The 14,656-nt window shown below is 43.6% G+C and carries 8 protein-coding genes, 8 tRNA genes and 2 rRNA genes; 15 read left to right on the top strand and 3 right to left on the bottom strand.

The features are described 5' to 3' along the window. Positions 1-168: 168 nt before the first annotated feature. The 13 genes from MHB37_RS25345 to MHB37_RS25285 all read left to right on the top strand — a co-directional run bounded on the left by MHB37_RS25345 (position 169) and on the right by MHB37_RS25285 (position 9,227). Positions 169-3,095: ribosomal RNA gene (locus MHB37_RS25345) — 23S ribosomal RNA — on the top strand. A 128-nt stretch (positions 3,096-3,223) separates the two neighbouring features. Further along, a 5S ribosomal RNA gene (gene rrf / locus MHB37_RS25340) occupies positions 3,224-3,340 on the top strand. 620 nt (positions 3,341-3,960) lie between these two features. Beyond that, a tRNA-Glu gene (locus MHB37_RS25335) sits at positions 3,961-4,035 on the top strand. Between the two features lie 89 nt (positions 4,036-4,124). Then, positions 4,125-4,200, top strand: a tRNA-Val gene (locus MHB37_RS25330). Between the two features lie 89 nt (positions 4,201-4,289). Continuing rightward, positions 4,290-4,366: transfer RNA gene (locus MHB37_RS25325), tRNA-Met, on the top strand. A gap of 25 nt (positions 4,367-4,391) precedes the next feature. Then, positions 4,392-4,469 (top strand) — tRNA-Asp (locus MHB37_RS25320). A gap of 14 nt (positions 4,470-4,483) precedes the next feature. Then, positions 4,484-4,556 (top strand) — tRNA-Lys (locus MHB37_RS25315). A 36-nt stretch (positions 4,557-4,592) separates the two neighbouring features. Next, a tRNA-Gly gene (locus MHB37_RS25310) sits at positions 4,593-4,667 on the top strand. Between the two features lie 10 nt (positions 4,668-4,677). Further along, positions 4,678-4,754: transfer RNA gene (locus tag MHB37_RS25305), tRNA-Arg, on the top strand. 19 nt (positions 4,755-4,773) lie between these two features. Beyond that, positions 4,774-4,855, top strand: a tRNA-Leu gene (locus tag MHB37_RS25300). Positions 4,856-5,201: 346 nt separating this feature from the next. Then, positions 5,202-7,187 carry an AraC family transcriptional regulator gene (locus MHB37_RS25295; RefSeq protein WP_341143460.1) on the top strand — a complete coding sequence of 662 codons (1,986 nt, stop codon included), beginning with the start codon at positions 5,202-5,204 and terminating at the stop codon, positions 7,185-7,187. Continuing rightward, positions 7,174-8,223 (top strand): FecCD family ABC transporter permease, encoded by a 1,050-nt coding sequence (locus MHB37_RS25290; RefSeq protein ID WP_405168656.1) that lies wholly within the window; start codon positions 7,174-7,176, stop codon positions 8,221-8,223. Before MHB37_RS25295 ends, MHB37_RS25290 begins: the two co-directional genes overlap by 14 nt. Beyond that, on the top strand, positions 8,220-9,227 hold the full coding sequence (locus tag MHB37_RS25285; protein WP_405168655.1) for a FecCD family ABC transporter permease: 1,008 nt from the start codon (positions 8,220-8,222) through the stop codon (positions 9,225-9,227). Before MHB37_RS25290 ends, MHB37_RS25285 begins: the two co-directional genes overlap by 4 nt. A gap of 276 nt (positions 9,228-9,503) precedes the next feature. Here MHB37_RS25285 and MHB37_RS25280 read toward each other — a convergent pair whose 3' ends face one another. Both MHB37_RS25280 and MHB37_RS25275 read right to left on the bottom strand, forming a co-directional pair. Continuing rightward, the gene (locus tag MHB37_RS25280; RefSeq protein WP_405168654.1) at positions 9,504-10,784 is read right to left on the bottom strand and encodes a GHKL domain-containing protein; all 1,281 of its coding nucleotides are present in this window, start codon (positions 10,782-10,784) and stop codon (positions 9,504-9,506) included. Next, positions 10,777-11,514, bottom strand: a complete 738-nt coding sequence (locus MHB37_RS25275) for a LytTR family DNA-binding domain-containing protein (protein WP_076303065.1) — start codon at positions 11,512-11,514, stop codon at positions 10,777-10,779. Before MHB37_RS25275 ends, MHB37_RS25280 begins: the two co-directional genes overlap by 8 nt. Before the next feature lie 156 nt (positions 11,515-11,670). On the opposite strand from MHB37_RS25275, the gene MHB37_RS25270 reads away from it, so the two are divergent. Continuing rightward, entirely contained in the window at positions 11,671-12,612 is a 942-nt protein-coding gene (locus MHB37_RS25270) for an ABC transporter ATP-binding protein (RefSeq protein ID WP_339169432.1), read from the top strand. Then, entirely contained in the window at positions 12,609-13,391 is a 783-nt protein-coding gene (locus MHB37_RS25265; protein ID WP_076130409.1) for a hypothetical protein, read from the top strand. The genes MHB37_RS25270 and MHB37_RS25265 overlap by 4 nt, the downstream gene beginning before the upstream one ends. Positions 13,392-13,601: 210 nt before the next feature. Here MHB37_RS25265 and MHB37_RS25260 read toward each other — a convergent pair whose 3' ends face one another. Further along, entirely contained in the window at positions 13,602-14,510 is a 909-nt protein-coding gene (locus tag MHB37_RS25260; RefSeq protein ID WP_370510776.1) for an aldo/keto reductase family oxidoreductase, read from the bottom strand. Between the last annotated feature and the right edge of the window lie 146 nt (positions 14,511-14,656).

Here is a 14,656-nt window from a genome sequence, read left to right as displayed (position 1 = left end):
TTTGAGAGTTTAAGCTCTCAAGTAAGACTTGATCCTTGAAAACTGGATACCGAAACGAATTTGCGTTTTAGAACATCTTTTAGCAACTTGTGCAAACAAGTAAATGTTATTAGTGAGATGATTCCAAAGAGAATGTCATCGTATGATATTTTCCTGCGGAAAAATCAAGGTTAAGCTAATAAGAGCACACGGAGGATGCCTAGGCGCCAGGAGCCGACGAAGGACGTGGCGAACAACGAAACTGCCTCGGGGAGCTGTAAGCAAGCTTTGATCCGGGGGTGTCCGAATGGGGAAACCCAGCTGTGGTAATTCGCAGTTACTCATTTCTGAATACATAGGAAATGTAGAGGCAGACCAGGGGAACTGAAACATCTAAGTACCCTGAGGAAGAGAAAACAATAGTGATTCCGTCAGTAGCGGCGAGCGAACGCGGAACAGCCTAAACCTAAGAGCTTGCTCTTAGGGGTTGTGGGACGTCTCACATGGAGTTACAAAGGAATATGGTAGGTGAAGAGGTCTGGAAAGGCCCGCGATAGAGGTAAAAGCCCTGTAACCTAAACTGTATTCTCTCCGAGACGGATCCCGAGTAGTGCGGGGCACGTGAAACCCCGTATGAATCCAGCAGGACCATCTGCTAAGGCTAAATACTACCTGGCGACCGATAGTGAAACAGTACCGTGAGGGAAAGGTGAAAAGCACCCCGGAAGGGGAGTGAAATAGAACCTGAAACCGTGTGCTTACAAAAAGTCAGAGCCCTATTAATGGGTGATGGCGTGCCTTTTGTAGAATGAACCGGCGAGTTACGTTTAACATGCAAGGTTAAGCCGAGAAGGTGGAGCCGCAGCGAAAGCGAGTCTGAATAGGGCGAATTAGTATGTGGACGTAGACCCGAAACCGTGTGATCTACCCCTGTCCAGGGTGAAGGTGCGGTAACACGCACTGGAGGCCCGAACCCACGTACGTTGAAAAGTGCGGGGATGAGGTGGGGGTAGCGGAGAAATTCCAATCGAACTCGGAGATAGCTGGTTCTCCCCGAAATAGCTTTAGGGCTAGCCTCGGTATAAGAGTAGTGGAGGTAGAGCACTGATTGGGTGCGGGGTCCGCAAGGATTACCAAGCTCAGTCAAACTCCGAATGCCATATACTTATTGCCGGGAGTCAGACAGTGAGTGCTAAGATCCATTGTCAAAAGGGAAACAGCCCAGACCATCAGCTAAGGTCCCCAAGTGTGTGTTAAGTGGGAAAGGATGTGGAGTTGCACAGACAACCAGGATGTTGGCTTAGAAGCAGCCACCATTGAAAGAGTGCGTAATAGCTCACTGGTCGAGTGACTCTGCGCCGAAAATGTAACGGGGCTAAACACACCACCGAAGCTATGGCTAGATACGTATGTATCTGGGGTAGGGGAGCGTTGTGTAGGGGTTGAAGGTGTACTGAAAAGAGCGCTGGACACTACACAAGTGAGAATGCCGGTATGAGTAACGAAAAGATCAGTGAGAATCTGATCCGCCGAAAGCCCAAGGTTTCCTGAGGAAGGCTCGTCCGCTCAGGGTAAGTCGGGACCTAAGGCGAGGCCGAAAGGCGTAGTCGAAGGACAACAGTTTGAAATTACTGTACCACCGTAATCCGCTATGAGCGATGGGGTGACGCAGGAGGGTAGTGACGCGGACTGATGGATGTCCGTCTAAGCAGTGAGGCTGATGTGTAGGCAAATCCGCACATCATTAAGGCTGGGCTGTGATGGGGAGCGAAAATTATAGTAGCGAAGGTCATGATCTCACACTGCCAAGAAAAGCCTCTAGCCAGGAGAAGGTGCCCGTACCGCAAACCGACACAGGTAGGCGAGAAGAGAATTCTAAGGCGCGCGGAAGAACTCTCGTTAAGGAACTCGGCAAAATGACCCCGTAACTTCGGGAGAAGGGGTGCCCCGGTAGTGTGAATAGCACGAGGGGGCCGCAGTGAAAAGGCCCAAGCGACTGTTTAGCAAAAACACAGGTCTGTGCGAAGCCGCAAGGCGAAGTATACGGGCTGACGCCTGCCCGGTGCTGGAAGGTTAAGGGGAGTGGTTAGGGGTAACCCGAAGCTATGAACCGAAGCCCCAGTAAACGGCGGCCGTAACTATAACGGTCCTAAGGTAGCGAAATTCCTTGTCAGGTAAATTCTGACCCGCACGAATGGCGTAACGACTTGGGCGCTGTCTCAACGAGAGATCCGGTGAAATTTTAATACCTGTGAAGATGCAGGTTACCCGCGACAAGACGGAAAGACCCCATGGAGCTTTACTGCAGCTTGATATTGAATTTGGGTACGATCTGTACAGGATAGGTGGGAGCCGTAGAAATCGGAGCGCAAGCTTCGGTGGAGGCGCCGTTGGGATACCACCCTGATCGTATCTAGGTTCTAACCTAGTGCCCTTATCGGGTACGGGGACCGTGTCAGGCGGGCAGTTTGACTGGGGCGGTCGCCTCCTAAAGAGTAACGGAGGCGTTCCAAGGTTCCCTCAGAATGGTTGGAAATCATTCGCAGAGTGCAAAGGCATAAGGGAGCTTGACTGCGAGACCTACAAGTCGAGCAGGGACGAAAGTCGGACTTAGTGATCCGGTGGTACCGCATGGAAGGGCCATCGCTCAACGGATAAAAGCTACCCTGGGGATAACAGGCTTATCTCCCCCAAGAGTCCACATCGACGGGGAGGTTTGGCACCTCGATGTCGGCTCATCGCATCCTGGGGCTGAAGTAGGTCCCAAGGGTTGGGCTGTTCGCCCATTAAAGCGGTACGCGAGCTGGGTTCAGAACGTCGTGAGACAGTTCGGTCCCTATCTGTCGTGGGCGCAGGAAATTTGAGAGGAGCTGTCCTTAGTACGAGAGGACCGGGATGGACGTACCGCTGGTGCACCAGTTGTTCCGCCAGGAGCATGGCTGGGTAGCTACGTACGGACGGGATAAGCGCTGAAAGCATCTAAGCGTGAAGCCCCCCTCAAGATGAGATTTCCCAATTAGTAAGACCCCTTGAAGACGACGAGGTAGATAGGTTGGAGGTGGAAGTGCAGCAATGCATGGAGCTGACCAATACTAATCGGTCGAGGGCTTATCCTATACGTAGAATGCAGATTCGTTTCGGATTCAGTTTTCAGGCATCAAGCCTGAAATACGCTTAGAAATTCATTGTCACTTCTGGTGATGAACTGAATTTCACGCGGCAGCGTCTGTTTCACAGACGCATGTTTGGTGGCGATAGCGGAGGGGTTCCACGCGTACCCATCCCGAACACGACCGTTAAGCCCTCCAGCGCCGATGGTACTTGGACCGAAGGGTCCTGGGAGAGTAGGACGTTGCCAAGCACGCAAGACCACTGTTGAGTAATCGACAGTGGTCTTTTTGTTGTACGATATTTAGCAGCTTATTATAAGGATAGGCAATCACTGTGAAGTGGTTTTTGAATGAAAATTAGTATCATGGAGGCAAATGATCATGATTATATGGATAAATGGTGCTTTTGGTCCAGGGAAGACAGAAACCGCAAATGAAATTTATCGAAGAAAAATATAGCTAGCGAATATGATGGAATAATTATCGTACCTATGACCCTAGTGAATCCGGATTATTGCAGGGAAATCATCGGCAAGTTAATTGATGGAGGTATAGAGCTTTATCATTTTAGTTTGTGTGCCTCCCGAGAGACCTTGCTTAAGAGATTAAGCATTAGAGTGAAGGAAAAGACTCTTGGGCTGCTCAGCAGATCGACAGGTGCATCAGAGGGCTTGATCACGAGGTATTTAAGCAGCATCTAGACACGAATGATAGAACTATAGGTGAAATCGTTGAGATAATAGCTCAAAAGCTTCATATCAATCTATTACCTAGGGAAGAGTAAAAAGAAAAATAATTAGTTTAGGTATTGCTATACTTAATAATACATGATATAATATTTTTTGTTGTCAAAACAATTTGTTTTTAAAACGGCCCGTTGGTCAAGGGGTTAAGACACCTCCCTTTCACGGAGGTAACATGGGTTCGAATCCCATACGGGTCACCATTTCTTCTTGAAACAGCTTCAGACTTCTAGAAAAAATGGTTGCATTACAGATTTGATTATGTTATGATAATTAAGTTGCTTCTTTACATGGAGGCTTAGCTCAGCTGGGAGAGCATCTGCCTTACAAGCAGAGGGTCGGGGGTTCGATCCCCTCAGCCTCCACCATAACACATCCCCAAAAGTGAAGTTAATGCATCACTGACGATTCCGAATACTTTCCGGGGGATCCAAGGGAATTAATACTTTTTTACTGACGCGGGGTGGAGCAGCCCGGTAGCTCGTCGGGCTCATAACCCGAAGGTCGCAGGTTCAAATCCTGCCCCCGCAACCAATTTTCATTAAGAAATTATTCTTCTGGAACCGTGGTGTAGTTGGCCTAACATGCCTGCCTGTCACGCAGGAGACCGCGGGTTCGAATCCCGTCGGTTCCGCCATTTTCTTGCTTTATGAGCCATTAGCTCAGTTGGTAGAGCACCTGACTTTTAATCAGGGTGTCGAAGGTTCGAGTCCTTCATGGCTCACTTCTTTAGTGAGTCGGATATCAATACATACCGTGTGCGGACGTGGCTCAGCGGTAGAGCATCGCCTTGCCAAGGCGAGGGTCGCGGGTTCGATTCCCGTCGTCCGCTCCATATAAATTTTGCGCCCTTAGCTCAGCTGGATAGAGCGTTTGACTACGAATCAAAAGGCCGGGAGTTCGAATCTCTCAGGGCGCGCCATATTTTAACTTAATACTTTGCCGGTGTGGCGGAATGGCAGACGCGCTCGACTCAAAATCGAGAGGGAAACCGTGGAGGTTCGAGTCCTCTCACCGGTACCAACTAAATCAACTCAAAGTTCATTAGATACTATATCTGATGAACTTTTTTGTTTGTTTTTTTACAATTCCGTTCATGCCTGTGCCGGAAAACTTTTGATACATCCTTCAAGTGTGAATAAGAAATTGTACTTAGTTGTACTGAGGAAGATTAATGTAAGCGGATATGTGAATGAGATAGAGGCATTCCTGAGGAAGCTCCACTTCGAAAGCTATAAGCAATCATGATACTAAACAGCGATTGACAAAATAGAGGAACTACCTAATACTAATTGATAATCATTATCATTTATTGTGAAATATAATTAATTCAAATAGATTGTGGAGCAGATCGGAGTGTATTGCAAAGATGAAGCTGGAAGATCATATTTTTGCATGGAATTATGCCGCTGTTAAAGTACTTGATATTCGACATGCTGTGATGAAGCCTGGGGACAAGCTGCAAGGCTATGTATTACCAGCATGTGGATTTATCTACTGTGTGCGGGGTACGGCCAGCTTGAATCTCAACGGCATAGATTACGACGCAGACCGTCACTTTATTGTGCATGGTGGCAAGGGCATGAGACTAAGTATAGAGACAGGGAGGTTGTTTGAATACTATTTATTATTCTATAGAGCCTCCTTGCCAGGAAGAAAGGATTTAGCAAGACTTTTAGAACGCAGCAATCCATTTCGGATGCAGTATAGCTTCGAGTCTTTGGAGCCTTTACCACTGCACTATCAACTAATGGCAATGGAACAACTTTGGGCACAAGGAAGCCAATTGGAAAGAATTCAAGTTAAAGGCTTGTTCTATCAGTTTATACATGAATTATTAAAGCAGTTTACAAAGGATGGAATTAACCTCAGGCAACCGGATGTCATTGGGCAGGTTGTCCGTTATATTGAGGAGCATTATCGTCATAATTTATCACTAGAATCTATAGCGGAGCAATTTAATTATAGCCCTCGTCATTTATCAACCCGCTTTAAAGGAGAGACAGGGTTTAGCTTGATTGAATATTTGATACGATTCCGGCTTAAACATGCAGAAGAGCTATTACGATGTACCGATGCTCCACTTCGCGATATTGCAGAAGAAGTTGGATATAACGATGTATATTACTTCAGTCGCATGTTCAGTAAATACAATGGTCAATCTCCCATCCGGTTCCGCAAGGAAAGCAGGCAGGTGAGCTCATCGGACAATCGTCCATTTACCACCGCCAAATTCTCCATTGGCGAGCACATATCCTCCCGATATAATGTTATTGAGTATGATAATCATTATCATTACTATTACCATAATGAAATAACCGGAGGGTCTTCACCTATGAGATTAACAAAGACGTCAAGTTTTATTGTAGCGATGCTGCTTAGCTTTACCTTGCTATTAAGTGCATGTGGATCTGCAAGTGTTGGTTCTAATGCCACAAATTCTAATGGATCCAAAGCTTCTGAAGTTACATCATCACCAGCAAATAATTCAACTGCAGCTGACAATGCCAATAAGGAGGCTCAGACAAGAACTATCTCTACAATAAAGGGAGATATTGTTGTTCCAGCTAATCCAAAGAGGGTTGTCGTGTTATACCTTCAAGGGGATCTTGTGGCCCTCGGCATTAAGCCAGTAGGGACTTCGAGTGTCTTTGAAGGAGCGGCCTTTGCAGAAGAGCTGGGGGGGATTGAAGATCTAGGTTCATGGTATGAGCCTAATCCAGAGGCTATTATGGCAGTAAAGCCGGACTTGATCATAGCTGCTTCTGAAGAAACCTACGAAATCCTTAAGGATATTGCACCGACCGTTCCAATTCCTTATGAAAAAATGGCGACGGATGAACGTGTAATGAAGATTGGCGAGGTATTTGGCAAGGAGCAGGAGGCACAAGCTCTATTAGATAATTTCCACGAGAAGTTGGAGAAGAGCAAGCAGCAGCTTGATGAACTTGGAATTTTGGATAAGACAGTAACCATTATCGAAGGCGGCAAAAAAGAGATGGCGGTGATCGATAGCAAGCTTTATGGAAGGGGCTCTCAGATCATTTATGAATATTTAGGGCTAAAAGCACCAGAGATTCTTCAGAAAAAGATTGATGGCAGAGAGAAGGCTACTGGAGGGTTTGTTTCCTTAGAGGTGTTACCTGAGTATATAGGAGACTTCGTGTTCCGCTCTGTATGGGATGGGGCTGATGATTTGTCGGACAATCCAATTTGGAACAGCATTCCAGCAATTAAAGAAGGTAGATTGATCGAAATTGGGTTTGATTTTTCATATTATTCCGATATCTACTCTCTTGATAAGCAGCTAGATTTTGTAGTTGAGAAGCTAGTGTCAGCGTATGAAAAAAAATAGAAAGCTAGATGATAGAACAACCGTTATCCCTGATTTAAGAGGGAAATCGTATTTCGGTCTGTTTCTACTCCTAGGGATACTGCTGCTGCTACTTTCAGTAGCAGCTTCTATCTCATTTGGCTCTGCTTCCATGAGCCTGAAAATGGCATGGACAGCGATTTTTAATTTTGATCCTGAACTGACCGAGCATCAGATTATTCATGCCCTTCGAATTCCGCGTACAGCAGCTGATATTATTGCAGGTATGTGTCTCGCGGTAGCAGGAGCGGTTATGCAGGGCTATACGCGAAATCCCTTAGCAGATTCCGGATTAATGGGAGTAAATGCAGGAGCAGCTCTTGCAATGGCCGTTACACTGGTTTTTCTTCCAGGACAACTGCAGACAACAACCTTGCTGGTTAGCTTTATTGGCGCAGGACTTGGTGCAGGATTAACGTATCTTGCCGCTTCATTGAATCGTTCAGGAATGACACCTCAACGACTGGTGCTAGCTGGAATATCAATTACAATGCTATTTGGAGCTGTGGGATCATTTATCTCTTTAAACTATGGAATTGGTCGTGCCCTTGCTTATTGGACTTCGGGTAGTGTGGCTGGAGCAACATGGGTGGAAATTAAGCTAGTTATACCTTGGTTCTTAGGTGGACTAGCTTTGTCACTATTCATTGCACGCTCTATCACTGTTTTAAACTTGGGAGAAGAGATCGCGAAAGGCTTCGGGCAACGGATCGTTCTCGTTAAGATGATAGCTACGCTTGCGGTCCTTTTACTAGCGGGTGTAGCTGTTGCACTTGTAGGGCCAATCGGCTTTGTAGGGTTGATTATTCCGCATATTATGCGTTTTTTTGTAGGGGTAGATTATCGTTATATTATTCCGGCATCAGCCATTTACGGCGGCGCACTTATGGTTGTAGCGGATATCGCAGGAAGGCTGATTAATCGTCCGGCAGAGACAGCACTGGGCATTATTTTTGCAATGATTGGTGTTCCTTTCTTCTTGCTAATTGCGAGCAAAGAGAGGAGAGCCTTCAAATGAATGTTGTTAAATCGCATAAGGCTAAAATATGGATTCTATCTCTTTTAATACTGCTTATTGCAGGAGCTATTCTTAGTCTTAATATGGGAAAGGTGTCCCTCAATCCACTTGAAGTATTTCAAGTATTGCTTGGACAAGGTCCAGAGGAGCATAATCTCGTTGTTTATAAGTTTCGTCTTCCTCGGATCGTATTAGCGATACTTGTTGGATTTGGGATGGCACTGGCAGGTGCAGTTATGCAGGCTTTGCTGCGCAATGATCTGGCTGATCCCGGCATGCTTGGTATTAGCTCAGGTTCAGGTCTTATGGTGTTGCTGATTATCTCAACGGTAAGCATTCAAGGCGCCGCTATAACATTATTACTGCCGTCTATGGCATTCTTAGGTGGTCTGCTGGCAGCAGCTCTGATCTATGTTCTAGCCTATAGAAAACGTCGTATGATTTCTTCTACACGACTTGTCTTGACTGGTGTTGCGATCAATATGGGGTTTAGTGCGCTATCGCTATTCCTAACTTTAAAGCTTGATGACCAGAAGTATGAGTTTGCGCAGCGTTGGCAAGCAGGATATTTATGGGGTGACAAGTGGTCTTATATCAGCTTGTTGGCACCTTGGGTATTGCTGCTATTCGTATATATTCTTTCTAATTTCAGGACATTGAACGTCTTGGTGCTAGGCAACGAAATTTCGATAGGATTAGGAGTCGCTGTAAAGAAGAAATTTTTGCGCTTGGCAATTGCGGCTGTAGGCATAGCTTCTGGCTGTGTAGCGCTCGGGGGCTCGATCTTCTTTATTGGATTGATTAGTCCGCATGTGGCTCGCAAGCTGGTAGGTCACGACTACAAAGTGCTTCTACCTACTTCAGCGCTTATTGGTGCGCTATTGCTGCTTGTAGCGGATACGATTGCTCGAACGGTCAGCTTTAAGTCAGATATTCCCGCAGGAATTATTGTAACAATGCTGAGTGTGCCTTACTTCCTATATCTATTGATGCGTTCAAAATAAATATCGATAGGTTCCATTCCTCTCACCGGTATACTAAAAAGGTCTATAAAATTGCTTAATAAGCGATTTTATAGACCTTTTTCATTTTCAGAGCTTATTAAATTCCAGAAAAGTTTGATAAATATAAAAAATCCCCTTTCTCCTATCTTTAATAGAAAGGAAGGACTGTTCCCTATCTCGTTAATTGATCAAGATACCGGTGTGGCAGGAACTATATATCTTACCAGTAAAGATGAAGGAATCACTTGGGTTTATGATGAAGCTTATGATAAGCTTCTAAATCCTTTTTTTACAGGGGACCATAAAAAGAACAATTTCGACTTGAAATAGATTATTGTTATATGAAATATCTACTAAGCCATTACTATCCTCTACGACCTTCTGGATACTTTTTAAGCCTATACCATGACCGGATTTATTAGTTTTTGTGGAGCAGATGTCGTCAAAACGATTCGTATGAATTTCATTCACATAAGGATTCTGAATCCGGATGAACAAGCTTTCATTAAGATAATGCATATGTATGGTTATATAGCACTCTTCATTTCTTTTATCGCAACAAGCTTCAATGGCATTGTCCAGTGCATTTCCTAAAATCACACTGATAACTGTGGTGTCGAGCGTCAGCTGTGCAGGGATGTTCAAGTCTAACTTGAAGGGGATCTGATGCTTTTCAGCGACCTGCTGCTTGTAGTTGATAATGGAATCAATAATCGTATTCCCGCTATTGCTAACGCCTATTGGATTGTCTATTTGCCCCAGTAAGTTGTCCAACTCATTTAGATTGGCAGCTTCACCGGATTGTACCTTTGCGCGTAAACCTATGAGAATATTTTTAATATCATGCTGGAACTTAAAAGATTCTTCCTGTACTTCTTTTGTCAAAAGATATTGATTTACATAGTAAGCATTTTGTTGCTCAAGTAAATAACTTTGGTTCTGCGCAGATTGGATAACTAACATACGGTCACATAAGATAAATATCAATAAATTTATAATGAGTAGTCCTGTGGATAGGATTGGAACAAGGGTAGGGAAGGACTGCATATAAAGGCTGGATGCGAAGCTGTAGATCCCTAGTGTGCTTATAGAAGGGCAAATAAATAATAGAACCCAATACCATTTAGATAACCCGCCATTTCCAAAGGCTTTAGCTACGCGCACGGATACAAAAGCTAATATAAACATCAGCAGCTTGGAAAGAAACTGGTTCAGAATATATCCCTTTGTCGAGTAAAATAGGGGTAGTGATAACTCACTAAGTGTAATAAGCGCAACCAGAAAAAGAGCGGCAACGATCCGCCATTTGATATTTCCATTGTAAAAAAAAGATAAGAGAGCAATCAGGCCAATATTGAGTGTGAGTAGGATTGAGCCTGGCAGTGAGCTATAGTGCAGAAAGACAATACAGAGGAAATATAGAGAGTACACGATAACAAGATTGGCTTTGGTGGTAAGTCGGCTAACGAAACAATGGCTGTAGAAGTAATGAATGATGATAGGTAAAAGTGGAAGCGTTACTAGATAGAATAACTCCTCCAGAAAGATATTATCCAACAAGACTCCCCCTGAATTTCAGATATTTTTTCTTAAAATCGGCACTGTATTTTGCACTAATGGGTAAGGCTTCGCCATTAAGGAGAATTACTCCCTGGTTACTGATTTCTTTAATAAAGTAAAAGTTAACGATGTAGGATTGATGGATTCGGACAAAATCGCTCACAGGAAGCTTCTGCTCTTCCTCGTTTAGTGTACTGTAGTAGTCATGTTGATCCTTGCAGGAATAAAGAATAATTCTCCGCCGGTTGCTTTCCAGATAGATGATATTTCGATAGGGGATTAGAATTTCTTTTCCTTTTTGCTGTAGTGATAAGAAGTTTTTTTTGCCTTGCTGCAGCTTGCGAATTACTTTTTCAATCTTAGAAATCAGTTTTTGCTTAAATATCTCTGAATCGATAGGTTTCTTTATAAATCCCGAGGGCTGAACATCGAAGAGTTGCAGATGATATTCATCATGACTAGAGACATAGATAAGCTGCACTAGATCATTTTCATCATTTCCCCGCAGTACATACCCAGCTTTTATTCCATCCATATCCGCCATTTCAATGTCCATAAAAATAATATCAAACGCGCAGGCCTCTTGAATGGCCTTAGTGAAGCTTTCTCCGGAATAAAAGATCGACACCTCTATTTTCCTTGTGAAATTCCTTTGAGTCTCCAGAATAAGTCTCTCTATTAATTCAGTAGTGGGAAAGTCATCATCACAGACAGCAATACGTATCACTTTATCATTCCTTTCGACAAGAATTGTCCAAAATATCCGGGAATTTGTCGACCATATAAGTCACATTATACAAATCCTTCTTAATAATTACATTAACTAACTTGATTGTTACAGTTTGAATGTAGAGTTCATGGCAACATGTTAGGATGTGGAAAAGTGAAAAGAGGAGTGTTTGATTTGACTCAAACGATCTTTGAGGCCAAAGGTTTAAGCAAACAATACGGAGAGTCTTTTGCGCTTCAGGATGTCTATATGACGATTGGGGTAGGAGATATTTATGGGTTTGTTGGCGAAAATGGGGCAGGTAAAACTACATTAATGAAAATAATAGGCGGATTGGTACATCCGACACATGGCGAAATCTCTCTTTTTGAAAAAAAGGACACAAAAGCTGTTCACGAGGCGAGGCGAAAGGTTGGATTTCTAATTGAAAGGCCAGCGCTTTATCCTAATCTAAATGCGAAGCAAAATCTTACGTTTTATTGCCGTGCGTTTGGGATTAAGGATAAGAGCAGAATTGCAGAAGTATTGCAGGCAGTTTCTCTGGCAGATGCCGGTTCTAAGCTAACCTCAGAATACTCCCTTGGGATGAAACAACGTTTAGGTCTGGCTATTGCTCTACTTAACGATCCCAAATTTCTGGTATTGGACGAGCCTATTAATGGTCTTGATCCGTCAGGCATTGTTGAAGTGCGAAAGATCCTGGAGAAGCTATCCAAAGAACAAGGAGTGACTATATTAATCTCCAGTCATATTTTAAGTGAGTTGCAGCTACTTGCGACCCAATACGGTTTTATTCATAAAGGAAGGTTAATCAAAGAAGCTTCTGCGGAGGAACTCTTACATACGGCGGAAACAAAAATCTGTATTCGAACGGCTGATCCCGCAGCGACACTTCAGATTTTAAAAAGTGAACTCCAACTAGAAACCATTACGATCAGCGAAGCTGGAGAAATTCAAATTCCTAAAGAGAGTACAAATCTAGAAGAGCTGATGTCTTTTTTTCTAAAGCGGGGCATCCATATTGAAGGGATTAACCTGTCGGCTCCAAATCTTGAGAACTATTATATGGATCTAATTGCTGGAGGTAACGAATGAGGAATTTTCTTAAGGCTGAAGCTTATTATGTAACCAAGGATCCCATGTTCAAGGGGATAAGTCTTCTTTTGCTGTTTGGAAGTGCCTTATTACTGGTTTGGATGGGGGTACAAGTAGGATTTGATATAGATGGTCCTTTAGAGCCTTTAATCACTAGCATTCAGTTATCTTTTTTTCTGTATTTTATCATCCCGATTTACGTTTGTTTTTTTGCTACCGAGGGATTTGAGTATGGGTCGGTTCAAACCATTATCGCTTCGGGTCAGAGCAGGTCATTATATTTACTGGGAAAATATCTGACCGAATTAAAAGTTGTATTATGGTGGGTAATTCAATTTTTTGGTCTTTTTTATGTATTGTATATGCTGGCAGCGCTTGTTACGGGTTCCCATATCGGAAATGAAAGCTTAGAGGGGAAGTTTATCGTTGCTATGGGGGCTATTGGATTCAATATTTTGTATCTCGCAGCTTATTCCGCTGTCGTGCTGTTGTTAGGAGTATTGATGAAAAAATCGGCTACCGCTGTTATTGCCACGTTTGTTTTTGTATTTGGCGATTTTCTGCTCAGTGGTTATCTGAAAGACTCTTCGTATGTATATCTGAGAGTGATTTCTGAAAATACGCTAACGACGCAAATTTTTAAATTCTCTGCTGTAAATTCACATGAAATATATACCCTAAACGAGGGTGTTCGTATGATCCTAATCCCTGTTGTAATCATAGGAGTTTGCTTGAGCGTTGCTTTAATTTCTTTTGAAAAGAGAGATGTGCATCTATAGGAAGGAAGGATGGATTATGAAAAAGGATAACAAAAGATTCACTATGATCTTAAGTATTTCGGTAGTAGTTATTATTTTTTGTGTTCTTTTTGTGAGTATACGAATATCTTGACGCTGTCTATCTAGTTTTACTAGAACGTGAGGATTGAATCGCTCTCTGGTAAAAAAGCCACGGCGTACGTTAATAACGTACCTCGTGGCTTTAGGTGTTTATGGAAGGACATTGCCGGCAGCACGGTAGATTTCATACCATTCTTGCCGAGTGAGAGTAATATCGGAAGCTTTGGCAATATCACGCAAGCGCTGCGTATTAGTTGTGCCAACGACAGGCTGCATATTTGCCGGATGTCTGAGAATCCATGCGATGGCAATCGCTGTATTGGTTACGTCTTTTTCAGCTGCTAAGCGGTTAATGACCTCGTTCAATTCAGGGAACTTATCGTTATCTAAGAATACGCCTTCAAAGAAGCCATATTGGAAAGGCGACCAAGGCTGAATGGTCATGTCATGCAGGCGACTGTACTCCAAAATCCCGCCATCATGAACAACTGAACCGGAGTTAGTCATATTCACATTGAAACCTGTATCAATCATGCCAGTGACCATAATGCTCAATTGCAGCTGGTTGAACAGCAGCGGTTGCTTTACACTTTTTTTAAGCAGCTCGATTTGCAACGGGTTCTGATTGCTGACACCAAAGTGTTTGACCATACCTTTGCTTTCCAGAATATCAAAAGCCTCAGCGACTTCTTCTGGCTCGAACAGCGTATCAGGACGGTGAAGCAGTAGGACGTCGATATAGTCTGTTTTCAAGCGCTTAAGGCTGCCTTCCACGGATTGCAGGATATGTTCCTTGGAGAAATCAAAAAAACCGTTGCGGATTCCGCATTTGGTTTGGATCATCATTTTATCACGCATACCCGGATTGTTCTCCAGTACACCTGCGAATACTTCCTCGGCTTTGCCAGCTGCGTAGATGTCGGCGTGGTCAAAAAAGTCTATTCCGAGCTCGAGGGCACTATGTACATGTGTATCTGCTTCTTTTGCAGATAAATCAGCAATCCGCATACAGCCAAGCGAAATTTGTGACACCTCAAGTGCGCCGTTTGCTACACTAATTTTTTTAACCAAAAGTGACTCACTCCTTCGAATGTTAGTAGAACATGCAGTATTCAATCAAACCATATCATAAAGAGGGGAGGTAAGCCAATGTCTATCTAAAAGAGAAAGAGGTTATCTCGTCAGTAGAATTCACTACTTCAGAG

Source organism: Paenibacillus sp. FSL H3-0286, from assembly GCF_045040705.1.
Lineage (GTDB): Bacteria > Bacillota > Bacilli > Paenibacillales > Paenibacillaceae > Paenibacillus_AQ > Paenibacillus_AQ odorifer.
The sequence above is the reverse complement of the archived record's forward strand: the minus strand, read 5'-3'. Positions and strand labels throughout refer to the sequence as shown.